Consider the following 23,001-nt stretch of genomic DNA (forward strand, 5'->3'; position numbering starts at 1 on the left):
ACCGGTGTCTCAGGATGAGGATTACGGCGGAAGCGATCGAGAAATCCCATCCGCTCACCCCATATCAGCTACACGATCACTCTGCCCTGCCGTGGCAGGCAATCCGCGAGGTGACCTCGCAACCACGGAACGCACTGTAATGCGCAATCCGCTACAAGAGCGACCTGTTCCGAGCCTCGTTATCATCTTGATTCACATCAAGACTGCCCTCGATGGCAGCGTGCTCCAGCGGCCCACCGACCATGAGGGCGTGCCTGGTTCGCAGCATGATGCCGCCTGGCAGACGACCACATACTGCAGGACGGTAGGTCAGTTGAAACTGCTGCTCGGCATTAGCCCGAGTCACCCCGTTCGGCCTCCCCGGCCAACTCTCTTTCTTAGCCAAACGGCCCCACCCGCGGCGATCGGGCGAATGGAGACGACCTACCCGGGGCCCAACCTGACGCTGCTCCTTCACCGCGCCGGGGCGTCACCGCCTAGTAGCACCTAGCCCCTGCATACGGGCGTACTCCTGAGCGGACGCCTCGTCGACGCGCCTTCGCCGCCGCGCGCTCGCCTCGGCCGCAGACTCCGGATCGTGCCCGTACAGCTCTGCATAGGACTCGGCGACGGCCGCGCACGCGTTCAAAGCCATCAACGTCGCCATGCCCATGCCCAGCAGATCCGGCTCAGCACGCACGGCATCCGCGTCGTCGTCAGCGTACGCGTCGCGCAGCATCCACTCCATGCTGTGCACGACACCAGAGGTCAGCTGATAGCCGGACGGCAGAGCGGGGAACCGCTGCCCCACCAACTCGGTCATGCTCGGGTCCAAGTCCAGGAACCGGTCGCTGCCGAGGTATCGCACTCCCTTGGGCCGTTCGTCCTTCCCGCGGCGCACCTCGATGCCAGCCTTCTCCACCAGGCTCGCGAACTCCTCCCGCCTGCGAACGGTCTTCTCCAGCGCACCCTCACGCACCTGGTGCCCGGCCGGGAGGCCCCACACCGCCGACATCTCCAGGGTGCGGCTGCGCAACCCCAGCTGCGCCGCGCGCAGCACCCGCTGCTCGAACCCCGCAGCCGGGTCCACCAGTTCACATATCTGCACCGCGGCCTCCATGACGACACGGGCCAAGGTCATATGCGCATACAGCGGCAGCTGCTCCGGTCCGCTGAACGCCTTTCTCAGCATCGCCAGATGATCGAACAGGTTGAGCAGGATCCCACGCGCCATGAGATGCGCCTCAGACCACAGTGCCGCCTGACTGTCGGAGGCGGCCACCCAGATTTTTCGCTCGATCAGGTATGGCGAACCCGGCTGGGGCTGCTGGCCGGCGCTCTCCACGCTCGCCAGCAGCGCGTCGAACTCTTCCCCCAGCACCTCGGCGCAGCAGATGACGATCGCCGGCAGCGGGGTGCCAGGCTCTATCGCGGTCGCAGTCATCGCAGCACTGTAGGGCCTGTGCGGAATGGCAGGGAACATCCTGCGCCACCTGCGCGGGAGGAATGCCACCCCGCTCAGCCCGCCACCGATGTCCGGTCTCTTCCGGATCTCTCTTCTGTATAGGTTCCAGCGAAGCTGGGGCGACTCACTAATGGCTCTATGGCTCCCCCGAGGCGAGGGGCATTGCCGTCTGTTCGCTAACTCACGGTCGAGCTGGGACGATCGATCGTTGACGGCGTGGAAGGAGATCGATGGCGATCGACTGGGAGCTCCTTGGGCAGCCGCGATTCGACCGCATCGTGGAGGCCCTACTCAGACGGAGATACTCGGAGATCGCTGATGTCCGCGCCTTCGATGGCCGCGGCGGCGACGGCGGGCGGGATGTCACCGTAACTCAGGGCACGCGGCTGCGGATCTTCCAGCTTAAGTACTTCCCAGGCGGCTTCTCCTCCGGGATGAAACAGCGGCGCAATCAGATCAAGAGGTCGTTCAAGAGCGCCATGGCTCATCGACCCTGGGAGTGGACCCTGGTCGTCCCATGTAATCTCTCCGATCCCGAGCAGAAGTTCATCGATGAACTTCCCGGTGAGCAAAGCATCAGGATCTCCGTGATCGGTCGTGCTGAGCTCGATGACCTGATGGCCATGTTTCCCGACCTGGAGGGATACTTCCAGAAAGACCATCTTCTGGAGGCCGCCAAGACCTACAACCAGGAGAAAGCGATCCTCACTGGTGGAGCTGCTGATCTGGTGGATCGCGTCCACGCTCTTGGGAGGGTCGTGGACACGTCCGACCCGGACTGGACCTTGGACTTTTCCAGAAACGGTGACCAAGTTGCGTACGCCCTGCGTCCCAAGCACCCCCAAGCACATGTCACCAGCCCGATTCAGATCAAAGTACAGCTGGCGCTGAGCCGGGATGACGCAGGGCTGGCGGAACAGGTGCGCCGAAGCCTCGGGTACGGCACAGACGAAAAGATCGTCCTACCTGCGAAAACAGTGCAAAGCTTCGAAATCGAGGGCCCAGCGTGGCTCAGCGAGAAGACCTCGAATATCGCACTCGAATGGTCGCCCCTCCGGATGCCAGAAACTCGAGACGTCACGCTGGAGCTGCGGATCCTCGATACCCACGGTCGAACGCTCAGCGCCCACCAGGCCAGAGTTCGGCATGGAAGCTATGGATATGAAGGGCGCTCCATTAAGGCGACGTTCTACAACGTCGCTGACCTCCTCTTCTTGTTCCCTCACGATCGCGAGCTGCCTTCCACACTCGACTACTCGTACTCCGTCGCTGGCTCCCATCCATCAGATCTGTTTCGCGCCATGAAGCTGATCGAGGCGCTTCACGGGGAAGCCACGGGGGAGATCTTCCTCAATGGCCTCAGCCTGGGACTGCTCGCCTTCACAAGGCACGATTCGCCAGAGAAGGTAGCTCACCTGGCGGAGGTGCGGCGCTGGAGGACACTTGCTGATGATTTAGACGTCGTCCAACGCCACTGCGACGTCTTCTTCCCGATACCGGATGAACTTCCCGGGCTGGATCGGGTCTTTCTTCGCATAGCGAGGCTACTCGTGGAAGGTAAGTGTGCAATCCATCCGACGATGCGTGTCCTCACCGGGAAACTCGCCGGCAGCGACAGTCCGGAGCTGCGCCGCGTCCTCGGAGGCAGCCCTCAGTGCCTCGCTCTCAGTGTCCCTGACTTCACGATTGAGATCGGCGGTAACGAACTGAGGCTTGGAGATATCACGCTGCTCCACCCTCGCGTGGTGGCTCTGAATTCACGCGAGGCCCTGTCAGCCCTCGATACAGGGAGCGCCGAGAACCTCGTCATACGACTTCAACCCGAAAATGGCGAGCATTTCCGCGCGTTCCTGCCAGCGAAATGGCCAGATGACCACAAGCTGATAGCCCCAACCCCGTGGCGTCTGCCCGAGTTCACCGAACCGCCTGGGTCTTTTGAGGATGCCAGCAGCGGCAATATCAACCAAGTTCCCCCGCCAGCCCAGCCTTCTTGATCAAGCGGCCCCACCTCGCACTGCGCTCGAACTGGGAGGCTATGGCCTTCCCGGAAGGGAGCCCGTCCGGGAGCCGGTTCGACTGCGCCCATCGCCATGCCGCTCTGTGGAGATCCACGATGCCGTGGTCACGGAGTCGGGCACGGCCCTCCACTGGCGGTTCGGCCTGCTCTTCGTTCTCGTCGCCGGCCACGGCCGGCTCTTCGCTAGCTGTGTCTGAGAAAACCCGACGGATCTGCGAAATCAGCAGCTCGTAGCTCCCGATCAACGCGGCTGAAGGCCAGGCAGCGATGACGCGGCCGATCACGCTGGGCTCTGCGACCGCGACGTTCGCGCCGAGACTGGCCAAGCTGCCGACAGTCAGGAGTATCCAGGCCAGGGCACCTCCGCGCGAACCGTATCGGCTCGCGAGGAGGATCGACATCGAGGCGACCACAATGGTGCCGTCGACCGCGAGCGGGATGAGGACAGCCGCGAGATGGTCTTCACCAGGCAGAGCTCGTGCATGTGGCGGAAGGACACGACGGCGGCGATCACAGCCAGAAGCCCAACGCTCCCGATCGTTGTGAGCTGCGTTCGGTGCACCGCCCGACTGGTTGCCTCCACGTCGCCTCACCCCTCCCCAGCAGGGAGAACGAGCACTGTAGATGCAGTGAAGGGCATGTACGTATCGAAGGCGTCGCCCCTGGGACACAGCCAAGTCCGGCGAGATATGCCCCTGCTGCCCGCCCTGTGCGGGGATAAGTCGGCCGTCACGGCGGGATAGCGGGCGGATGCGTGACCCTGCCCACGGGCAGTGGAGGTGAGCCGTTCACCATCCGTCAACCGCTCGTGACTTGCGCGTCCTGCCACCCCGTAGGGCTCGGCCGCCGTGATCTCCGCCCCCCACAGCGGGAACTGCGCTCTCTGCGTTCTCCCATGCCTGCGAGGGTGAGCTGGCCGGTACCTACTCGCCCTCTTTCGTCGTACCGTCCTCCGCCGCGCCGTGGGCTCAGCCGACGTTGATGCTGGTGTCGAAGTCGATCGTCATGCGTACGGGGATGGGTTCCGCCCGCCTCGCCCGGGGATGTCATTGACCAGCTCATATATGTGAGTATAAATTACTGACGAGCAAGTAACGTCGGTATATAAGCGGAGCCGTCGCTTCGACGACAGTGAGGTTCGCCGTGCCCCCTTACCTGACCTGTGGGGGTCGGCGCGCGGCTTTGCTCTGGGACAGGCCCTATCCAGGAAAGAGCTGTTATCAGCATGAATGCATCCCCCATCGACCGTTCGACGTTTCACTCTCGTGGCCGCCAGCAGGGGGTCACCTACAAGATCTGGATCTGCGGCTGGATCAGCCGTCATGAGGGTCGGCGCGGTCCAGTACACCGGGTGTGCTGGACCGTGGCCGGCCATCGGCGGGTCCGGCTGTTCCACTCTCTCTCGGCGGCGCGGGAGCTGCGGGACCAGCTTCAGGCCGCAGTGATGACGGGGCAGCCCTTCGACATCAGGAGCGGGTTGCCGTTGGCACTGGCTCCGCAGGGGTGTGCCGGTCATCCGGTGCATCGATCCCGACAGCGGCGCAAAGACGGAGGGGCGCATGACTGACCTCTCCTTCGACGACATCCGCCAGGAGTTGGTCGAGCGTAGCGACGGTGAGGCGCTGCTGGCCGACGGCCTGGAGGACGCGCTGATCGGCACGGCGGAAGGCTGGTTCGGCAACTCCCATCGGGTCGTCGCCCTGTACGACCTGTCCCTGTGCGTCCGGGTCCTCATGAGCTGGGGCATGGATGAGGAGGAAGCCGACGAGTACATCGGCTACAACATCACCGGCGCGTACGCCGGTCCGTCGACTCCCGTCTTCGGCGTGATTCACCGGCAGCCACTGATCGTCTCGTGCGAGGACCGAGACCTCAGCGCGGAGCAGGAGAACTCGCCGCCATCGTACTTTCCCGGCGACAGCCCTTTCGGTGGCGCCGGCCAGAGCATGCGCGGGTGAGCCCGGGTCCCCTGCCCGGCTTGTGAGAGTGCGACGCCCTTGCCGTGCCCGCAACCGGCTCTCGCTGCGCTCTTCCCGGTACGGCCAGAGATCTTCTCCTCCTTCGTCGGACGACATCTTGGCCGTGCCGGGACCGCCGGGTTGCGTTCCCGGCCGCGTGCGTCGCGAGGGCATCGGGCCGGGCAGGGACCGGACCTCGTGTCCCCCAGCCGCCAAGATCGGCTGGTCGGCCCGGCTCCAAGAGCCTGTGGAGGGCGCATGAACGAAGTGGCCGTCAATCCCGACATCGTGGATGTCCCGGTCACCGATGTCGACATCCCGGCCCCACCCGCTTCTGACGGCGAGGGCCCGCGAGGTGCGGAACCCGTCTATACCGAGCGGCCGATGATCCCGGTCGACCTGCTGGTGGCCCACCCGGGCAATGTTCGCCAGGATCGGCAGGCCAGTGAGGAGTTCTGCCGGTCGGTGGCCGCGGCGGGGATCATCACCCCTTTGGAGATCACCGTCGAGCCGGACGGCGGGTACCGGGTGGTGGACGGCAACGTCCGCCTGGACGCCGCGCTGAAGGTCGGTCTGCCGGCCGTGCCGTACTTCTTCTCCACCGACACCGCCGACGACGAGGGTCTGCAGTACCTGCACATGCTCATCACCAGCAGGTTCCGCACCAGTCTGTCGGTGCACGAGGAGGCACAGGCGCTGTTCTCGGCGGCGCAGGCCGGGATGACGCGGACCGAGATCCGCAGGGTGACCGGCATGTCCTCCCGCGAGGTCAAGGCCGGGGTACGGGCCGGCGGTCTGGGCGGCGCGGCCAAGCAGCTCGCCGCGGGGATGGACTACGAGTGGACGCTGGAGGAACTCGCGCTGCTCAAGCCGTTCGAGGATGACCCCGAAGCGCTGGAGGCCATCCACCGCAGGTGGTATGGCCCGCTCAAGTACACCGTGCAGCGTCTGCTGGATGAACGGGAGGCCAAGGCCCGCCGCTCGAGGGTGATCGCCGAGCTGGAGGCCGCCGGGGTCACGGTCACCGACGACAGGCCGGACGGCGCCGTGCCGCTGGGCCACCTGCTGAACGGCGACCAGAAGATGGACGCCGACGCGCACGCCACCTGCCCGGGCCGGGGCGCCTGGCTCGCCCCCTGGATAGGCGCATCCCCCAACCACTACTGCCTCGACCCGGAACGCTACGGCCACGTGTTTGCCGAGACCGGCACCACCAACCCGCCGCCTACGCCGGAACCCACGCTCACTACGCAGGCGGTGAAGCCAGCCGTCGAGCGCAAGATCGTGGTCGAGGGGAACAAGGCGTGGACCGCCGCCGCCACGGTGCGCCGGCAGTGGTTGCGCGAATTCCTGGCGCACAAGACCCCACCCAAGAACGTCGCGGCCACCATCGCCCGCTTCGTGACCGAGCAGCTGGTCACCATGCCGGAACCGTTGTGCCGCGGCCTGGCCGGCGCCCGTCATTCGCAGCTGTTCGAGACCTTCGGCAGCCCTACCGCCGTGAACGTCGCCAAGAGCAGCCAGCAGGGCCTGTGGATGATCGCCCTGGCACCGATCGCGACCGCCTACGAACGCGAGATCACCGGAGACGGCGAACGACGCAACACCTGGCGCGAGGACAAGTACTCCCCCTGCACCCGAACCGACGCCGGCGCCTGGCTGCGGTTCATCACCGAGATCGGCGCGTCACACGGCTACGAGCCCAGCCCGATCGAGAAGGCCGTCGCCGACGGTGTGCCCTACCGCGGTGACAATCCCGCCGAAGATCTCTCCGACGAGCCCACCGTCGAGGAGACCAGATCCGGGGCGGTGTCCATCGCAGCGGAATCGCACGACGAGCACGACGACCCGTCTGTCGACATGTGCGAACCGGCACCCGGTGCACCCGGCGTGAACGCCCGCTCCTCGGACCGGTCGTCGGCGCCGGACACCGCTGCTGAACTGGACGCTGCTACGGACTCGGACATCGCGATGGCCGAGGTGCGGTCCGATGAGGCCGACACCGATGACGTGCAGGCGAAAGTCGCATAACTCCGCATGGCTTGCCGGCAGAGGGCGGCAGCACCACACCCCGGGTCGTCCTCTGCCGCTCGGCTCTCCCCGTAACCCGCTTCCGGGCCGTCCTTCGGCCCAGAGGGCATCGGAACCATTCCCCGTCCCGATCCCGAACACGCCGTCACCCGCTGCCGGCTCGCCGGGAGCTTCTCCCCCTGTCCCGAACCCATGGAGCGCCTGCTTGACTAACGACCCCGCACAGCCCACAGAAGCCGTCCCGATCGCAGAACCGGTGCTCCCGCGCCGCGGCACCGCCTCCGAGAGCACCGGAGACCGCCTGATCCGGTGGGGAGCGGCGTTCTCCGTCCTCGTGGTGACCGGGATCGCCGCCGTGATCAGCTACGGACACGCCTACCGGCTCGTCACCCGCTACGGGGAGATCGGCGCCACCGCCCAGGCCCTCCCACTCACCGTCGACGGGCTGGTGGCCACCTGCTCCCTGGTGATCCTGCACTACACCCGCAAAAGACGCAGAGCTCCCTGGCATGCCTGGGGCCTGCTGGTCATCGGCGTGTGCGCCACGGTCGGCGCCAACGTCGCCAACGGTCTCGGACACGGCATCGTCGGCGCCATCGTCGCCGGCTGGCCCGCTCTGGTCGCCGTCGGCTCTTTCGAGCTACTGATCCGCCTCCTACGTGACGGCCGCCCCACCGCCGCGCAGCGGACGACCGACCATGCGCCCGCCTCTCGAACAACGGAACAACCTGCTCCTACACGCCCACCCGACGACGCCGCTCCAGCCGCCCCGCCACCGATCCTCGATCCGGACGTCCGCGCGGCGATCACGCTCTACACCGACGAGCTCAGCGACGGCGAGATCCCTTCCATCCGCCGCATCAAACGCGACCTGCGGATCGGCCATCCCAAGGCGACACGGATCCACGCCGCCCTGGCCCACCCCACCAGCACCACTACGCAAAACGGGCATGCCACCCAACACACGACATATATATGAGTATATTTATCGACGATTCATTCACCCCAGCACGCCGGAGGCAGCCAGCTTGACCGACCACCGCATCCATCGCACCGCCACGATCACGACCCCCCTTCCACCCCCGCCACGCAGCCATCGCCAGACGAGTGGCCTGACACTGGACACCCCGCGGCTGTATCGCGTCGCCGACGCCATGCGAATGCTCAGCCTGAGCCGCAGCGTGATCTACGAGCTGATCAGGGCCGGGCGCCTCCGCTCGGTCACTCAGGGCCGCACCCGGCTCATCCCCTCCTCAGCCATCACCGACTACATCGCCCTCCTAGAACAGGAGGCGCAGAACTCATGACCACCCGACGTAGCCCAGGAGACGGCAGCGTGTTCTGGGAGGAGGCCCGTCAACGCTGGGTCGCGGCGATAACGGTCGGCTACACCGCCGCCGGGAAGCGCATCGTGAAGAAGGCCACCGGCAAGACCAAGACCGAAGCCAAGAACAGACTGAAGGAGATAATCCGGGAGCACGAGGACGGCCAGCCCGTCCCGCCGCCCAACTACACCGTGAAAGACGCTGTGGCCTACTGGCTGGAGAACGGCCTTCAGGGACGGGACACATCGACCATACGGATGTACCAGACTTACGCCCGCAACCATGTGATCCCTCATCTGGGCGCCCGCAAGCTCCGCGAGCTGTCAGTGGAAGACGTGGACCGATGGCTGCAGAGCAAAACCGGCGAACTCTCCACGCGATCGCTCAAACTGATTCACAACGTCCTCAACCGCTCGGTGAAGAACGCCATGCGCCGCGACAAGGTCAAGCGCAACGTCGTGGAGCTGTGCGAGATACCCGAAGGACGAGCAGGCCGGCCCTCCAAGGCACTGACCCTTGCCCAGGCCGACGCCCTTCTCCGAGCGGCCGACGCCGCCCCGGAGCGCATCCGCGCCTACATCGTGGTCTCACTGCTGTCCGGAGCGCGGACCGAAGAGGTGCGGGCGATCGCCTGGAGCCACGTCGTCACCTACGACAGGCAGGCCAAGGCGTGGCTACCGGTCGGCGAGGCCGGCTGGGACCACACCGACTTCGCCATCTACGTCTGGCGCTCGGTACGCAAGAAGGGCGACACCAAGACACCAAGATCCCGCCGCAGCCTCGCCTTGCCCAGACGCTGCGTGGAGGCGCTGAAGACCCTGCACCAAGCCCAAGGCGGCACACGTGAACTGATCTTCTCGACCAGCAGCGGTTCTCCCGTGACCGCCCACAACATGCGCCGTGACTTCCGGAAGGTGCTCGACGATGCCGGACTCAACGGAAAGGACTGGGCACCCAGGGAGCTACGGCACAGCTTCGTGTCTCTGCTGTCGGACCACGACATCCCGATTGAGGACATCTCCCGGCTGGTGGGACACTCCAACACCGTCGTCACCGAAACGGTCTATCGCCACCAGATCAGCCCGGTCATCCAGGAGGGGGCCAGGGCGATGGACGGGATCTTCCCGATGTCCGAAAACCCGTAGTCTCCCTGCTTGTCTCCCACGCCCCGTTTCTGTGATCAGGAGCGGGGCGTTTTGGCTGGTGGGCGCTACTGGGTTCGAACCAGTGACCCCTCGCTTGTAAGGCGAGTGCTCTACCGCTGAGCTAAGCGCCCGGTGCCCATCCGGAAATGGCGGGTGGGCTACACCTTACGGTACAGAGGGCGACCTGAGCACATCGAGCGTCCAGGTGGATCCCGCGTCGGGGAGGCCGGCCGCCTGCCAGCCGAGGAGGGCGGCGCCGAGCATTCCGGTGTGCACGCCGAGGGCCGCGCGTCGCAGCGGTGGGGCGTCGCGGAAGGCCAGCCGGGCCTGCAGGCGTTCGGCAAGCGGTTCGAAGAGGGCGGGGCCCGCCTCGGCCAGGCCGCCGCCGATGACGATCGAGGACGGGTCCAGCAGGAGGGTGTAGGAGGCGAGGGCCAGGGAGAGGGCTTCGAGGGCCTGGTCCCAGACGGCGGAGGCGTGCGGGTCGCCGCGCATGGCCAGCGCCACGACGTCCTCGGCCCTAGGGGCGCCCGCGGTGGGGGACGGGACGGCCGCCGTGTAGGGCCGCAGGGAGGCCGAGCGGCTGAGGCGCTCGGCGTAGCGGCGCGCCACGGAGGCGGCGGAGGCGTAGGTCTCCAGGCAGCCGATCTGCCCGCAGGCGCAGCGCTCGCCGTCGGGGAAGACGGGGATGTGGCCGATCTCCCCGCCCCAGCCCGCCGACCCGCCGTACGGTTCGCCGTGGACGATACAGGCGCCCGCGATGCCGGTGCCGATGGGCAGGAACAGGAAGTCGGACTCGGCCCGTCCCGCGCCGAGGACGCGCTCGGCCAGGCCCGCGGTGCGGACGTCGTGGCCGAGGCGGATCGGCGCGTCGAGGGAGGTGAAGCCGGTGGCGGCGACGTCCTTCCAGCCGATGTTCGCCGCGTAGACGGCGGTGTCGGCGGTGACCAGGCCCGGGACGGCGAGGCCGATGCCGGCCGGTCCCTGGTCGTCGGCGTGGACGCGGCCGGTTTCGGCGAGGTCGTCGATGAACGTGCGGATGGCTTCGATGACGCGCAGGGGCCCGTCCTCACGCGGAGTGGGCCGGCGGTCGGTGCGCAGGATCTCGCCGCGCGGCCCGACGAGGCCGGCCTTCATCGAGGTGCCGCCGACGTCGAGGGCGATGACGTACGCGCCCGGGCTCATGCCATCACGCGACTGGACTCGTGCACCGGACGTTCCCCTCTTCACCGTTCACGGCGGTCCGGGCCTCGACCTGGCCCGCCGTTCTGCGCATTCTCGCGCAGTTTTGCCGATGGAGGTGCATGAGTCAAAACCTGACGCCACGGCCGATCGCGGCCGGGCCGTCCTGTCGCCGCAGGGCCTCGGCCGGGTGGTTCAGCGGGTGGGGTGGCGGCCGAGGACGCGGCTCAGGGCGGCTTCGACCTCCTCCGACAGGCTGGGAGTGCCGGCGCGGAGCAGGGACGGCCATTCGTCGGCGTCGGCCTCCGCGGTGCGTACGGCGCCGCAGGAGCGGCACTCGACCTCGCCGAGCCTGCAGATCAGCTTGGTGGAGCCGCAGGACCCGCAGCGGTCGAGGTCGAGATCGAGGTCGTGCTCACGCTGGCAGGACGGGCAGATGAGCACCTGCCGCTCCCGCCGCACGCCGCGCCGCCAGGGGCTCACGCCGCGGACCGGGTCCGTCTGCCGGACGCCGCACCGATAGCAGGGCATCGTCGCCACCGCCTTCGTCTTCGCCGGAACGCCGCCCGGCGTCCTTCACTGGGAGAATTCGGCGAGCACCTTGTGGTACCCGGAGATGTCGCGCGCCGAGGGGACGGGGTTCACTTCTTTCCACCGGACCACGCCCTCGCCGTCGATGAGGAAGCTGCCGCGAAGCGCGACACCGCTCTTCTCATCGAGGACACCGTACGCCCGCGCCACCTCGCCGTGCGGCCAGAAGTCCGCCAGCATCGAGAAGGTGAAGCCCTCCTGGTCGGCCCATGCCCGTTGGCTGAACATGGAGTCGACCGACGCGGTCAGCACTCGTACATCATCGGGCACCGAGGTCACGAGATCGTCGCGAATCGCGCACAGCTCGCCCTGGCACACGGCGCTGAAGGCCAGCGGGTAGAAGATGAGCAGCACCCGCCTGCCGCGCAGGCCGCTCAGTCGCACCGGGGTGCCGTGCTGGTCCTTCAGCTCGAAGTCCGGTGCCCTGTCGCCGACGTCGATCGCCATGCCGGTCCTTTCCCGTCTGACACTTCCCACCTATACGCATAGCAGGTGCCGGGAAGTTGAACAGGTGGCTGCGGGAGGGCGTCGATAGGCGCACACTCGGCACCGCCCACCAAGCCTGCCGTACGGCCGGTGTGTGCGCCGTACGGCAGGGATCGGAAGTCATGGCCGTGACGGGCGTCCCGTCAGGACCCGGCGGCGCGTATGAGGGCCGGGCCCCGTACCACCGGCCTGGTGGCACGATGATCTCGGCCGTCGACCGGCCGGTCGCGCCGTTGACGTGGAGACTAACGGCGCCCCTTGGGGGTCACGAGCCGCGTCCCCGACCAGTCACGGGCCGCGCTGACGCTGCTGGTCTGCGAGAGGCCTGCCGTGGTGGCGTCCTCCCCGATGTCGCTGGGCTCGACGTGTCCGTCCCGCCCGACCTTCGGGGTCAGCAGCCAGATCTGGCCGCCGTCGGCCAGCCCGGCCATGGCATCACTCAAAGCGTCGAACAGGTCGCCGTCCCCGTCGCGCCACCACAGCAGCACGACGTCGATGACCTCTTCGGAGTCCTCGTCGACCAGTTCGTTGCCGGTCAGCTCCTCGATCGACTGGCGAAGCTCTTCGTCAACGTCCTCGTCCCAGCCGATCTCCTGCACCACCTGACCCGGCTTCAGACCGAGTCGCTCGGCCAGGCCGCGCTCGCCCTGCGCCTGACCCGCGGTCGCGCTCACGTTTATCCCTCCTGCTTGGATGGCCCCGCTCTAGGCGGTTTCACCGGCCCCTGCGAGGCCGCTTCGGCACAGTCCACACGCTGTGACCCATCGTCGTCAACGGTCGCCACGGCCGGTGATCCGCACCGTTATCTGTTAGTCCGACAAAAACGACAAACGAACATGCCGTTCCGGGTTGTCGACGTTGAGGTCGACGATGGCGACCGACTGCCACGTGCCCAGCGCCAGCCGTCCGTCCAGAACCGGAACCGTGGCGTACGGCGGGATGAGCGCCGGCATCACGTGTGACCTGCCATGGCCGCGCGAGCCGTGGGCGTGGCGCCACCGGTCGTCGGCCGGCAGCAGGTCCTCCAGGGAGCCGAGGAGGTCGTCGTCACTGCCGGAGCCGAGCTCCAGCACAGCCACCCCCGCCGTCGCGTGCGGCACGAAGACGTGAAGCAGCCCGTCTCCCCCGCACGATCGCGCGAAATCCTCGCACTGCCGGGTGATGTCGTACACCCGTTCCCTGTTCCCGGTCCTCACCTCGAACGTCTGAGATCTCACCTGACGGATCTTATGATCCCCGCTGAACTGGGACGACAATCGCGTCCGGCCCGGGGAACACCAATCCGGTGTGTCCGTCGTCGAACCGGACGACGTACGGCGGGCAGCCGTCGGGTCCCCGGACCTCGATGATCAAGCCCGGCCGGTCCCTCTCCCCCACCGTTTTTCCGTGGACGAGGAGCCGATCCCCTGCGGTCGCGTGCACGGGCGACCCTCCTTCCTCCCGATCCCTTCCAGGTTCATACGCCTCGTTCCCGGCGGGAAGAGGGAGGCATCCTCCCCCGACGGAGGGAGGGGAAATAAACACCGAAATGTTACTCTGCGAGGATGTGGCGCTTCGGGCTCCGGGCGCGGACGGCGGCGTCCAACGTTCTGGTCACCGCGGCCGCCGTGCTGATCGTGGAGGCGGTCCTCCTCGGATTCGTGATCTCCTCGGCCGGCGGGTCGAGCCTGACCGCCCGGCTGCAGAACCAGGCCGGCAACGACGCCAAGGTGCTCAGCGCGACGGTCACCAAGATGTCGATGTCCCTGCCCCCGGCCGTTGACGAGGACCGCCTCGCCATGGCGATGAAGACCTCGATGGACGACACCGGGTTCGGCGGCAGGCGGGGCCGGAGGGCGTCCCCATCGAGATCGTCGCGGGCGGGTCCGGGGATGCGCCGGTCGAGGCGCTGCTCGACGTCAAGGGGTTCATCATCGCCAGCACGGCCCGCGACGGCCATCCGCCGGGCGCGCGGCAGCTGAAGGTTCCCCCCGCCGGGGACCGGGGCGGCGGCGGGAAGCTCGGCACCCCGGCGGGTCCGGTGGCCTGGTGGGCCAGCCCGATCCTCGCCCCGGCCGTCGACGGCGCCCCAGGTCGTTCGTACGGCTCCGAGCCGGCGTTCCCGACGCCGGGCGGCAAGGGCCTGAGGACGGCCGGGTACATCTATGTCCAGGCCCCTGTGGATCTGGACCGGAAGGGCGCCGCCGCCCCCCTCAGCGGCTCGATCCTCCCGCTGCTCGCACCCGGCGGCCTGGTCCTGGCCCTGGTCGTCCCGGTCGGCGTGGTGTTCGGCATGCTCAGCACCCGCCGGCTGATCGGCAGGATCACCCGGCTCGCCGGGGTGACGACCGCCGTGGCCAGGGGCGACTTCGGGCACCGGGTGCCGGTGTCGGGATCGGACGAGGTCGGCCGGCTGGAGGACGGCTTCAACCGGATGACCGAGCAGCTCGGGGCGGCCGTGGAGGCCAAGAGGCGGGCCGCGCGCGCCGACGCGCGCCAGGCCGAGCGCTCGCGCATCGCCCGCGAGTTGCACGACTCGATCTCTCAGGACCTGTTCTCGCTGAGCCTGCTCGCCGGTGGCATGCGCAGGGCCGCGCCCGAGCGGCTCCAGCGCGAGGCGAAGACGATGGAGCGCACCGTCGCCCGGACGATGCGCGAGATGCGGGCGCTGCTGCTCGAGCTGCGCCCGGTGGCCCTGGAGGACGCCGGGCTGGTCCCCGCGATCCGGAAGCTGTGCCACGCCTACCAGACGCGGCTCGGCGTCGCGGTGCGCGCGTCCCTCGACGAGGTCCCGTTGAGCCCCGCCGCGGAACACGCCGTGCTGCGGCTGACCCAGGAGGCGCTCGGCAACGCGATCAAGCACGGGGCCGTGCGGCCGGAGGTGCTGCTGCTCGACATGGTCATGCCCGGCATGGACGGCCTGGACGTCCTGCGGCGGCTCGGCCCCGAGCGGCCCGCGGTGATCGTGCTCACCTCTTTCCAGGAGGACGAGCGGGTCGTGGCGGCCGTGCGCCTCGGGGCGTTGTCGTACCTGCCGAAGACCACGGCGGTGGACCAGGTGGTCGAGGCCGTACGGGCCGCGGCGCGCGGCGAGAGCGTCCTTTCGCCGGGGGTCGCGGCACTGCTGATGCGCCAGGTACGGCAGGGCGGGCGGCGCACCCCGATGGACTCCCTCACCCCGCGCGAGCGCGAGGTGCTGACCGCCCTCGCGCGGGGCCGTTCCAACGGCGAGATCGCCCGTGCGCTGTCGCTCGGCAGGGAGACGGTGAAGACGCACGTGTCGAGCATCCTGGCCAAGCTGGGTCTGACCGACCGCACGCAGGCGGCGATCTTCGCGCTCCAGCAGGGTCTCGTCCCGCTGGCCGAGGCGCTGGAGCCCGGCACGGGCGACTGATCAGGTGGTGCGCAGGGCCTCGGTCGGGGGGGAGGTGGGCGGCGCGCAGAGCCGGATAGAGGCCGGCCAGCGCCCCGACGACCACCGCGACCGCGATGCCGCCCCCTAGCGCTTCGGGCGGCATCAGCATCGTCCAGTCGCGGGCGCGCGCCAGGGCGAGGGTGACCGCGCAGCCGATCACGATCCCCCCGGCCCCGCCCAGGGCCGAAAGGACGAACGACTCGGTCAGGAACTGCCCGGCGACCTGCCCCCGGGTGGCGCCGAGCGCGCGGCGCAGGCCGATCTCGCCGCGGCGCTCCAGCACCGAGATCACCATGATGTTGCCGATGCCGATGCCGCCGACCAGCAGGGCAATGGCGCCCAGACCGAGGAAGAGCGTCGCGGACGCCTCGGCGAGGCCACCCGCGCGGTCAGCGCGTCCGAAGGGCGGCTCACTTCGACCCGCTCGGGGGCGGCGGGGTTGGTGGTGCGCGCGAGCAGGCCGGCGACGAGGTCCACCTGGTCCTGCGCGGTGCGGACGTACAGCCGGCTGGGATGGCCGTCGTAGCCGAGGAGCCGCTCGGCGACGGGGAAGCCGACCAGGGCGGACCGGTCGATCTCCGGGGCGAGCGCCAGCGGGTCCAGGATGCCGCTGACGGTGTACCAGTGGCCGCCGATCCAGACGCGCGTCGCCGGGTCCACCCGGGTGATCCCGAGCGTCCTGGCCGCCTCGTAGCCGAGCACGGTGACCGGGTGGCCGGCGGTGGCGGCGTCCAGGAAGCGGCCCTGCCGCACCTTGCCGTCCAGGGTCGCGTCGCAGGCGCGCACGGCCAGCCCGCCGGTACGCCCCACGGGCACGTGGTCGTTCCGGTAGACGTTGTGGCCGGTCAGCTGGGTGGTGGGGGCGACGCCGAGGGCGCCGTCCACCCGGCGGAGCATGCGCGTGGCGTCGACCGGCAGCGGTGCCTCCGCGCCGCCGAGCTCGCGGCCGTCGGCCACGGTGAGCAGGTTGGTCCCGAGCAGGTCGATCTGCTCCAGCAGGGCCGCCTGGCTCGACCGGGTGACGCCGAGGACGGCGACGATGGGGGCGATGGCGGCGATGGCGGCGATCCCGATGGCGACGCCGAGCGCGGACAGCAGGGCGCGGGCCTTGCGGGCGCAGCGACGGCGGCGCGCCGCCGCCGTCCTGCTGCGGCTCCGGCGGCGGCACCGCGACCGTGCTCACCGCCGAGATCCTTCCCCTGCGCGTGCCGCCGTCGGGCAGGATGACGCGAACCCTGTCGCCCTTGCGGACCGGCGCGCGATGCTCGGGTCGAGCTGGACGGACACGACGGGGATCGCGCCCGTTCCGTGCAGGACGCGGCCGTTGGCCGGGTCGCCGGGGCCGGCGTCGTGGCCGGTGACGCGCAGCGGGCCGGGCAGGAAGACCACCTGGCCGAGCGGCACGGCTCCGGTGACCGGCAGCCGGGCGTCGTGCTGCCATCTGCGTACGGCGTGGTACCTGCTGCGGGCCGGGCGTCGCGCCCGTGCCTGAAGCGGGAGCGCCGAAGGGCGCGGGCGTGCCCTGCGGGGTGCCGCACCCCGTGAGCGCGGCGGTGACGGCGAGCAGGGCCGCGGCGGCCGCCGCGGATGTTCTGATCATGGAGATCCCTGGCCTTGTCGAAGGACGACATCGGGTCCTCCCGGGAGGCGCGGAAGCCCTCCGGAGAATGGACGGCCCCTCGCCGGGCGGGCCGGTCGGCGGGCCCGGCTAAGGTGGGGCCGTCCTCAAAGGCTTGCCGCCCGAAGCGCCGCACACATCGCGCGATAGCGTGGTTGGGACTCCCCCACCCGGGGGAGGCAGGGATGTGCGGGACCCCCTCAAGGGGCCCCGGACGGAATGAGGACGGGGACCCCGGATCGTCCTGCTTGTTGCGTCCTGGGAAAATCGTCCTACCATCGGTGGTCTAGGCCATGTGTGCGGCCCTGCCAGCAGGGACATCTTGGTTACCGGACGGTAGAGATGCACTTTCCGGAGGAAGCGGCCAGGATGGAAGGCGACCTAGACATCGAAGAAGAGGCTTACCAGTCCATCCTCGGAAGGCGAGACCCAGTGGCTTCCGGACGCCAGCGTTTCTCGATCATCAGCGACGGTCTACCCAGCCAGTTGCCTGATGTCGACCCCAGCGAGACCCAGGAGTGGCTCGAGTCACTTGACACCGTCGTCAAGACGGAGGGCCGGAGCCGAGCCCGCTACCTGATGCTGCGCCTGCTCGAGCGGGCCCGCGAGCATCAGGTCGGGGTGCCAGGGCTGCGGAGCACCGACTACATCAACACCATCCCCCCCGAGCGCGAGCCGTGGTTCCCGGGCGACGAGTACGTCGAACGACGCATCAGGGCCTACATCCGGTGGAACGCCGCCGTGATGGTGACCAGGGCGAACGCCCGCACGAACGTGGGCGGCCACATCGCCACCTACGCTTCGGCCGCGTCGTTGTACGAGGTGGGCTTCAACCATTTCTTCCGCGGCAAGGACCACGGCGAGTCGGGTGACCAGGTGTTCATCCAGGGCCACGCGGCCCCGGGCATCTACGCCCGCGCCTTCCTCGAAGGCCGGCTGAACGAGGCTCAGCTCGACGCCTTCCGCCAGGAGCTGTCCCACGGCTTCCACGGCCTGCCGTCCTATCCCCACCCCCGGCTCATGCAGGACTTCTGGGAGTTCCCCACGGTCTCGATGGGCCTTGGGGCGATCGGGGCGATCTACCAGGCGCGGTTCAACCGTTACCTGCTGAGCCGCAAGATGAAGGACACCAGCCGCAGCCACGTGTGGTGCTTCCTCGGCGACGGCGAGATGGACGAGCCCGAGTCGCTCGGCGCGATCGGCCTGGCCTCGCGCGAGGAGCTCGACAACCTGACCTTCGTCATCAACTGCAACCTGCAGCGGCTCGACGGTCCGGTACGCGGCAACGGCAAGGTCATCCAGGAGCTCGAGTCGTTCTTCCGGGGGGCCGGCTGGAACGTCATCAAGGTCGTCTGGGGCCGCGACTGGGACCAGCTCCTCGCCGCGGACGTCGACGGCGTGCTCGTCAACAAGATGAACAGCACCCCCGACGGGCAGTTCCAGACCTACTCCGTCGAGTCGGGCGAGTACATCCGCGAGAACTTCTTCGGGGACGACCCGCGCCTGCGCAAGATGGTCGAGCACCTGTCCGACGACGACATCCGCAAGCTGTCGCGTGGCGGCCACGACTACCGCAAGGTGTACGCGGCGTTCAAGGCGGCCCGTGAGCACGTCGGCCAGCCCACGGTCATCCTCGCCCAGACCATCAAGGGATGGACCCTCGGCAAGGACTTCGAGGCGCGCAACGCGACGCACCAGATGAAGAAGATGTCCAAGGCCGAGCTCAAGGAGTTCCGCGACCGGCTGTACCTCCCGATCCCGGACAAGGACCTCGAGGGCGACCTGCCCCCGTACTTCCACCCGGGTGAGAACGACGAGGAGATCGCCTACATGCGCGAGCGCCGCGCGGCGCTCGGCGGCTACCTCCCCAAGCGGGTCAACCGCGCCAAGCCGATCAAGCTGCCCGGCGACGCCATGTACGCCGACCTGAAGAAGGGCTCGGGCAAGCAGAACGTCGCCACCACGATGGCGTTCGTCCGCCTGCTCAAGGACCTCATGCGGGACAAGGAGATCGGGGCGCGGTTCGTCCCGATCATTCCGGACGAGGCCCGCACCTTCGGCGTCGACGCGATGTTCCCGACCGCGAAGATCTACTCGCCGCACGGGCAGACCTACGAGGCGGTCGACCGCAACCTGCTGCTGTCGTACAAGGAGTCGACCGAGGGTCAGATCCTGCACGAGGGCATCAGCGAGGCGGGCTCGATGGGCTCGGTGCTCGCGGCCGGCACGGCGTACGCCACGCACGGCGAGCACATGATCCCGGTCTACATCTTCTACTCGATGTTCGGCTTCCAGCGGACCGCCGACCAGATGTGGGCCCTGGGCGACCAGATGGGCCGTGGCTTCCTGCTCGGCGCGACGGCCGGGCGCACCACGCTCAACGGCGAGGGCCTGCAGCACGAGGACGGCCACTCCCCGCTGATCGCCTCGACCAACCCCGCGGCGGTGTCGTACGACCCCGCCTGGGCCTTCGAGATCGCCCACATCGTCAAGGAAGGCCTGCGCCGGATGTACGGCGAGCGGCCCGAGGACGTCTTCTACTACCTCACCGTCTACAACGAGCCCTACCCGCAGCCGGCCGAGCCCGAAGGGCTGGACGTCGAGGGCGTGCTCAAGGGCCTCTACCGGTTCGCCAAGGCCCCTGACATCGAGGGCCCGCGGGCGAACATCCTCGCCTCCGGCGTCGCCGGCCGCTGGGCCCTGGAGGCGCAGCGCCTGCTGGCCGAGGAGTGGGGGGTCGCGGCCGAGGTGTGGTCGGCGCCGTCGTGGTCGGAGCTGCGGCGCGACGCGCTCGAGTGCGATGAGCACAACCTGCTCAACCCCGAGGCCGAGCAGCGGGTGCCCTACGTCACCACGGTGCTGTCGCAGGCCACCGGCCCGTTCGTCGCGGTCAGCGACTACATGCGCGCCGTACCCGACCAGATCTCACGCTGGGTGCCCGGCGACTACTCCTCGCTCGGCACCGACGGCTTCGGCCTGTCGGACACCCGCTCGGCGCTGCGCCGCCACTTCCACGTGGACGCCGCGTCGATCACCCTGGCCGTGCTCACCGAGCTGGCCAGGCGGGGCGAGATCAAGCAGGAGGTCCTGCGCGAGGCCATCTCGCGGTACCACCTGAAGAACGGCGTCACCGAGGTCGTCGCCCAGCCGACGCCCGAGAGCAACGAGACGCAGTCGATGGGGGTCTGACCCTCGCGGTCCATGCGGGCCCGCCCTTCGCGGGCGGCCCGCCGGCGGGCCCTCGCGCGTGACGCGCGGGGGCCCGCCGCCGTTTCAGCCCGGCCGGTCCTGCGCCATGAGCTCGGGGATGTGCGGGGCGTACTCCTCAAGGGGGCGGCGGGAGCGCGCCTGCTCGTCGGTGAGCGCGGCGGCGGCGATGCGGTCGAGCCGGAACACCCGGACGTCCTGCCGGAGCCGGCACCACCCGACGAGGTACCAGAAGCCGCCGCGCCCGCCGATGAAGACACCGGGCTCGACGTCCCGCTCGGTCACCTCACCCGACTTGGCGTCGTAGGTGATGCGCAGCACCCGCCGGTGCAGCAGCGCCTCGTCGATCACCTGCGCCACCGCCCGTCGTCTCTCCCACCGCTCGTCGCCGGCGGCCGTGGCGGACGCGGCCTCGCCCGTCTCCGCGCCGGGCGACGCGTCCGCATGCGGGGGCTCGCCGAACTCGGCGAGCGCCGCCCGCGCGGCGGGCCCGGCCGGCTCGCCGCACCGCGCCGCGTCGTCCGGCAGGGCGTCCATCAGCTTGCGCAGCGCGCTTCGGGCCCCGCTCGCCAGGGGACGCCGGCCGGCCCGGCTGAGGGCGACCGCGACGGCCAGCGCCTCGTCGGCGGTGAGCGCCAGCGGGGAGGGCGTGACGGGCTCGCCGAGGGCGTACCCGCCGTCCTCGGCGCGCACGGGCACCCCCGCCTCGCGCAGGGCCTCGATGTCGCGCTCGACGGTGCGCACGCCGACCTGTAATCGCTCGCCGAGCTCCCGCGCGGACCGGCACCGGGGGGAGATCGCGCGCAGCTCCTCGATGAGGGCGTAGAGCCGATCGGTACGGTTCACATCCCGAAGCTACGCCCGATCACCGGCCGGCGCGCCGGGCGATAGGGGGCAGGACGGGCTCGCCTCCCGGTCAGGTGTACGTGCTCGCCGGTCAGGCGCCGGTGGCGGTGGCGGTGGTCCAGTCGAGCAGGGCGTCCAGCGGCCAGGTGTTGACGACGCGGCCGGCCTCGACGCCGCACCGGGCGGCCCGCTCGCACCCGTGGTGCTGCCATTCGAGCTGCCCGGGCGCGTGGGCGTCGGAGTCGATCGCGAACACGCAGCCCATCTCGTAGGCCAGCCGCAACAGCCGCTTGGGCGGGTCGAGCCGGTCGGGACGGGAGTTGATCTCGACGGCGACGCCGAACCTGCGGCAGGCCTCGAAGACGATCTCGGCGTCGAACGCCGACTCCGGCCGCAGCACCCCGCGCCGGCCGCCCGCGCGCACGACGCGTCCGGTGCAGTGGCCGAGCACGTCGACGCGCGGGTCGGCGATGGCCGTGACCATGCGGCGGGTCATCGCGGCGGCGTCCATGCGCAGCTTGGAGTGGACACTGGCCACCACGACGTCCAGCCGGTCGAGCAGCCCGGGCTCCTGGTCCAGCGAGCCGTCGGGCAGGATGTCGACCTCGATGCCGGTGAGGATCCGGAACGGCGCGAGCCTGTCGTTCAGCTCGCCGACCACGTCGAGCTGCTCGCGCAGCCGGTCGGCCGAAAGCCCGCGGGCGACGGTCAGGCGCGGCGAGTGGTCGGTCAGGGCGAGGTAGGCGTGGCCGAGCCCGCGGGCCGCCTCGGCCATCTCCTCGATCGGCGAGCCGCCGTCGGACCAGTCGGAGTGGCTGTGCAGGTCGCCCCTGAGCGCGGCGCGCAGAGCGGCGGTCTCCTCGTCCAGATCCAGGCCGGCGGTGTCCTCCAGGCGGCGCAGATAGGTGGGGACCTGCCCGTCCAGGGCCTCGGTGATCGCCAGGGCGGTGACCTTGCCGATGCCCTTGAGCCCGGTGAGGCCGCCGGAGCGGGCGAGCCGCAGGAGCTCTTGGCGTGGCAGCGCCGCCACGGTGGCCGCGGCGCCGCGGAACGCGCGTACGCGGTAGGTCGGCTCCCCGGCGCGTTCGAGCAGGAAGGCGATCCTTTTCAACGCTTCGACCGGATCCACGCAGGCGAATCTACCCGCACGCCGGGCCTTGGGCGCTGAACGGCCGTTTGACAGGGAAATTTCGGCATTTAGCTGCGCCTAGAAACTTCTATTCCCCTCTGCCCGTTGATCCGGCGGAACGGTACGCTGTGCTCACTTTTCGAGAAATGGAAGTCGATGGCGCAAGACCGGCCGAAGCCCGTGCGGCCGCCGCATCCGCTCGCGAAAGGCGCGGCGGGGCCCGCGCCGAATCCGGCGGCCGGCAGGAAGCTCTCCTCCAGCATGATCACCCTGGGCACGATGGGGCTGCTCTCCACGCTGGTGGTCGGGTTCTGCGCCGCCCAGCAGGGCACGTTCTCCGAACAGGTGACGGCCGACTGCGTGAACCTCGACAGCCGCAGACCCGACGGCTCGTACGAGGTCGTGGACGACGACCTCTGCGACGATGACGATTCCCACTCCGGCTCGTCCGGGTCCGGCTACCACGGCTCGCACGGCGCCTACGGCTGGTACTACGGCGGCCGCCGCCAGGCCGGCCGAGTCGCCCTCGGCACCACCATCAGGCCCTCCGACGCCCACATCAGCACCCGTTCGGGCAGCGTGATCCAGCGCGGCGGCTTCGGCGGCCGCGGCTCCGGGGGCGGCTGAG

22 protein-coding genes, 1 tRNA gene and 1 pseudogene are annotated in these 23,001 nt (G+C 69.2%); 11 read left to right on the forward strand and 13 right to left on the reverse strand.

Going from position 1 to position 23,001, the window contains the following annotated elements:
* Positions 1-469 precede the first annotated feature (469 nt).
* Positions 470-1,423 (reverse strand): hypothetical protein, encoded by a 954-nt coding sequence (locus tag IEY93_RS12840; protein ID WP_189163249.1) that lies wholly within the window; start codon positions 1,421-1,423, stop codon positions 470-472.
* Positions 1,424-1,674: 251 nt separating this feature from the next.
* On the opposite strand from IEY93_RS12840, the gene IEY93_RS12845 reads away from it, so the two are divergent.
* Positions 1,675-3,438, forward strand: coding sequence for a hypothetical protein (locus IEY93_RS12845; RefSeq protein ID WP_189163250.1), 1,764 nt, complete (start codon positions 1,675-1,677; stop codon positions 3,436-3,438).
* Here IEY93_RS12845 and IEY93_RS12850 read toward each other — a convergent pair.
* A complete protein-coding gene (locus IEY93_RS12850) occupies positions 3,404-3,862 on the reverse strand; it encodes a hypothetical protein (RefSeq protein ID WP_229691084.1) in 459 nt (152 codons plus the stop codon). The genes IEY93_RS12845 and IEY93_RS12850 overlap by 35 nt on opposite strands.
* Positions 3,863-5,020: 1,158 nt before the next feature.
* On the opposite strand from IEY93_RS12850, the gene IEY93_RS12855 reads away from it, so the two are divergent.
* The 5 genes from IEY93_RS12855 to IEY93_RS12875 all read left to right on the forward strand — a co-directional run bounded on the left by IEY93_RS12855 (position 5,021) and on the right by IEY93_RS12875 (position 9,920).
* The gene (locus tag IEY93_RS12855; protein ID WP_189163252.1) at positions 5,021-5,419 is read left to right on the forward strand and encodes a hypothetical protein; all 399 of its coding nucleotides are present in this window, start codon (positions 5,021-5,023) and stop codon (positions 5,417-5,419) included.
* 258 nt (positions 5,420-5,677) lie between these two features.
* Positions 5,678-7,450, forward strand: coding sequence for a ParB/RepB/Spo0J family partition protein (locus IEY93_RS12860; RefSeq protein ID WP_189163253.1), 1,773 nt, complete (start codon positions 5,678-5,680; stop codon positions 7,448-7,450).
* 205 nt (positions 7,451-7,655) lie between these two features.
* Positions 7,656-8,429, forward strand: a complete 774-nt coding sequence (locus IEY93_RS12865; RefSeq protein WP_189163254.1) for a DUF2637 domain-containing protein — start codon at positions 7,656-7,658, stop codon at positions 8,427-8,429.
* On the forward strand, positions 8,401-8,757 hold the full coding sequence (locus IEY93_RS39345; protein WP_189163255.1) for a helix-turn-helix domain-containing protein: 357 nt from the start codon (positions 8,401-8,403) through the stop codon (positions 8,755-8,757). Before IEY93_RS12865 ends, IEY93_RS39345 begins: the two co-directional genes overlap by 29 nt.
* Before the next feature lie 29 nt (positions 8,758-8,786).
* The gene (locus tag IEY93_RS12875) at positions 8,787-9,920 is read left to right on the forward strand and encodes a tyrosine-type recombinase/integrase (protein ID WP_229691086.1); all 1,134 of its coding nucleotides are present in this window, start codon (positions 8,787-8,789) and stop codon (positions 9,918-9,920) included.
* A gap of 56 nt (positions 9,921-9,976) precedes the next feature.
* Here the strand turns inward: IEY93_RS12875 and IEY93_RS12880 are convergent.
* The 7 genes from IEY93_RS12880 to IEY93_RS12910 form a co-directional block, all read right to left on the reverse strand.
* Positions 9,977-10,051: transfer RNA gene (locus IEY93_RS12880), tRNA-Val, on the reverse strand.
* A gap of 34 nt (positions 10,052-10,085) precedes the next feature.
* Positions 10,086-11,105 carry an ROK family protein gene (locus IEY93_RS12885; RefSeq protein ID WP_189163257.1) on the reverse strand — a complete coding sequence of 340 codons (1,020 nt, stop codon included), beginning with the start codon at positions 11,103-11,105 and terminating at the stop codon, positions 10,086-10,088.
* 192 nt (positions 11,106-11,297) lie between these two features.
* Positions 11,298-11,585, reverse strand: a complete 288-nt coding sequence (locus IEY93_RS12890) for a hypothetical protein (protein WP_229691087.1) — start codon at positions 11,583-11,585, stop codon at positions 11,298-11,300.
* 93 nt (positions 11,586-11,678) lie between these two features.
* Complete coding sequence (locus IEY93_RS12895) at positions 11,679-12,140, reverse strand: peroxiredoxin (RefSeq protein WP_189163259.1); 462 nt, start codon at positions 12,138-12,140, stop codon at positions 11,679-11,681.
* 284 nt (positions 12,141-12,424) lie between these two features.
* Complete coding sequence (locus IEY93_RS12900) at positions 12,425-12,853, reverse strand: DUF3052 domain-containing protein (protein WP_189163260.1); 429 nt, start codon at positions 12,851-12,853, stop codon at positions 12,425-12,427.
* Positions 12,854-12,988: 135 nt separating this feature from the next.
* Positions 12,989-13,396, reverse strand: coding sequence for a secondary thiamine-phosphate synthase enzyme YjbQ (locus IEY93_RS12905; protein ID WP_189163261.1), 408 nt, complete (start codon positions 13,394-13,396; stop codon positions 12,989-12,991).
* Between the two features lie 10 nt (positions 13,397-13,406).
* The gene (locus tag IEY93_RS12910; RefSeq protein ID WP_308425751.1) at positions 13,407-13,703 is read right to left on the reverse strand and encodes a DUF1918 domain-containing protein; all 297 of its coding nucleotides are present in this window, start codon (positions 13,701-13,703) and stop codon (positions 13,407-13,409) included.
* Positions 13,704-13,723: 20 nt separating this feature from the next.
* Here IEY93_RS12910 and IEY93_RS12915 point away from each other — a divergent pair, with 20 nt between their 5' ends.
* Both IEY93_RS12915 and IEY93_RS12920 read left to right on the forward strand, forming a co-directional pair.
* Positions 13,724-14,140 carry a hypothetical protein gene (locus IEY93_RS12915; RefSeq protein ID WP_189163263.1) on the forward strand — a complete coding sequence of 139 codons (417 nt, stop codon included), beginning with the start codon at positions 13,724-13,726 and terminating at the stop codon, positions 14,138-14,140.
* A 59-nt stretch (positions 14,141-14,199) separates the two neighbouring features.
* Complete coding sequence (locus IEY93_RS12920; RefSeq protein WP_189163264.1) at positions 14,200-15,552, forward strand: LuxR C-terminal-related transcriptional regulator; 1,353 nt, start codon at positions 14,200-14,202, stop codon at positions 15,550-15,552.
* 85 nt (positions 15,553-15,637) lie between these two features.
* Here IEY93_RS12920 and IEY93_RS38090 read toward each other — a convergent pair.
* A pseudogene (locus tag IEY93_RS38090) lies at positions 15,638-15,868 on the reverse strand (ABC transporter permease); the annotation flags it as partial.
* Positions 15,862-16,647, reverse strand: coding sequence for an ABC transporter permease (locus tag IEY93_RS12925; RefSeq protein WP_308425752.1), 786 nt, complete (start codon positions 16,645-16,647; stop codon positions 15,862-15,864). The pseudogene IEY93_RS38090 and the gene IEY93_RS12925, both read right to left, overlap by 7 nt.
* On the opposite strand from IEY93_RS12925, the gene IEY93_RS38095 reads away from it, so the two are divergent.
* The gene (locus tag IEY93_RS38095) at positions 16,532-17,065 is read left to right on the forward strand and encodes a hypothetical protein (RefSeq protein WP_229691088.1); all 534 of its coding nucleotides are present in this window, start codon (positions 16,532-16,534) and stop codon (positions 17,063-17,065) included. The genes IEY93_RS12925 and IEY93_RS38095 overlap by 116 nt on opposite strands.
* A gap of 558 nt (positions 17,066-17,623) precedes the next feature.
* The gene (aceE, locus tag IEY93_RS12930; RefSeq protein WP_189163265.1) at positions 17,624-20,380 is read left to right on the forward strand and encodes a pyruvate dehydrogenase (acetyl-transferring), homodimeric type; all 2,757 of its coding nucleotides are present in this window, start codon (positions 17,624-17,626) and stop codon (positions 20,378-20,380) included.
* 84 nt (positions 20,381-20,464) lie between these two features.
* Here aceE and IEY93_RS12935 read toward each other — a convergent pair whose 3' ends face one another.
* Together IEY93_RS12935 and IEY93_RS12940 are read right to left on the reverse strand one after the other, a co-directional pair.
* Positions 20,465-21,244, reverse strand: a complete 780-nt coding sequence (locus IEY93_RS12935; protein WP_189163266.1) for a helix-turn-helix transcriptional regulator — start codon at positions 21,242-21,244, stop codon at positions 20,465-20,467.
* Positions 21,245-21,335: 91 nt separating this feature from the next.
* Entirely contained in the window at positions 21,336-22,373 is a 1,038-nt protein-coding gene (locus IEY93_RS12940; protein ID WP_189163267.1) for a PHP domain-containing protein, read from the reverse strand.
* Positions 22,374-22,634: 261 nt separating this feature from the next.
* Here IEY93_RS12940 and IEY93_RS12945 point away from each other — a divergent pair, with 261 nt between their 5' ends.
* Positions 22,635-23,000, forward strand: coding sequence for a hypothetical protein (locus tag IEY93_RS12945; protein ID WP_229691089.1), 366 nt, complete (start codon positions 22,635-22,637; stop codon positions 22,998-23,000).
* Position 23,001: the final 1 nt, after the last annotated feature.

It is taken from the genome of Sphaerisporangium melleum (assembly GCF_014646695.1).
Classification (GTDB): Bacteria; Actinomycetota; Actinomycetes; order Streptosporangiales; family Streptosporangiaceae; genus Sphaerisporangium; species Sphaerisporangium melleum.

Coding starts and splice junctions, on each gene's coding strand:
- IEY93_RS12840 (WP_189163249.1), bottom strand. CDS start 1,423: ATGACTGCGACCGCGATAGAGCCTGGCACCCCGCTGCCGGCGATCGTC.
- IEY93_RS12845 (WP_189163250.1), top strand. CDS start 1,675: ATGGCGATCGACTGGGAGCTCCTTGGGCAGCCGCGATTCGACCGCATC.
- IEY93_RS12850 (WP_229691084.1), bottom strand. CDS start 3,862: ATGTCGATCCTCCTCGCGAGCCGATACGGTTCGCGCGGAGGTGCCCTG.
- IEY93_RS12855 (WP_189163252.1), top strand. CDS start 5,021: ATGACTGACCTCTCCTTCGACGACATCCGCCAGGAGTTGGTCGAGCGT.
- IEY93_RS12860 (WP_189163253.1), top strand. CDS start 5,678: ATGAACGAAGTGGCCGTCAATCCCGACATCGTGGATGTCCCGGTCACC.
- IEY93_RS39345 (WP_189163255.1), top strand. CDS start 8,401: ATGCCACCCAACACACGACATATATATGAGTATATTTATCGACGATTC.
- IEY93_RS12885 (WP_189163257.1), bottom strand. CDS start 11,105: ATGAGCCCGGGCGCGTACGTCATCGCCCTCGACGTCGGCGGCACCTCG.
- IEY93_RS12895 (WP_189163259.1), bottom strand. CDS start 12,140: ATGGCGATCGACGTCGGCGACAGGGCACCGGACTTCGAGCTGAAGGAC.
- IEY93_RS12915 (WP_189163263.1), top strand. CDS start 13,724: ATGTGGCGCTTCGGGCTCCGGGCGCGGACGGCGGCGTCCAACGTTCTG.
- IEY93_RS12945 (WP_229691089.1), top strand. CDS start 22,635: ATGATCACCCTGGGCACGATGGGGCTGCTCTCCACGCTGGTGGTCGGG.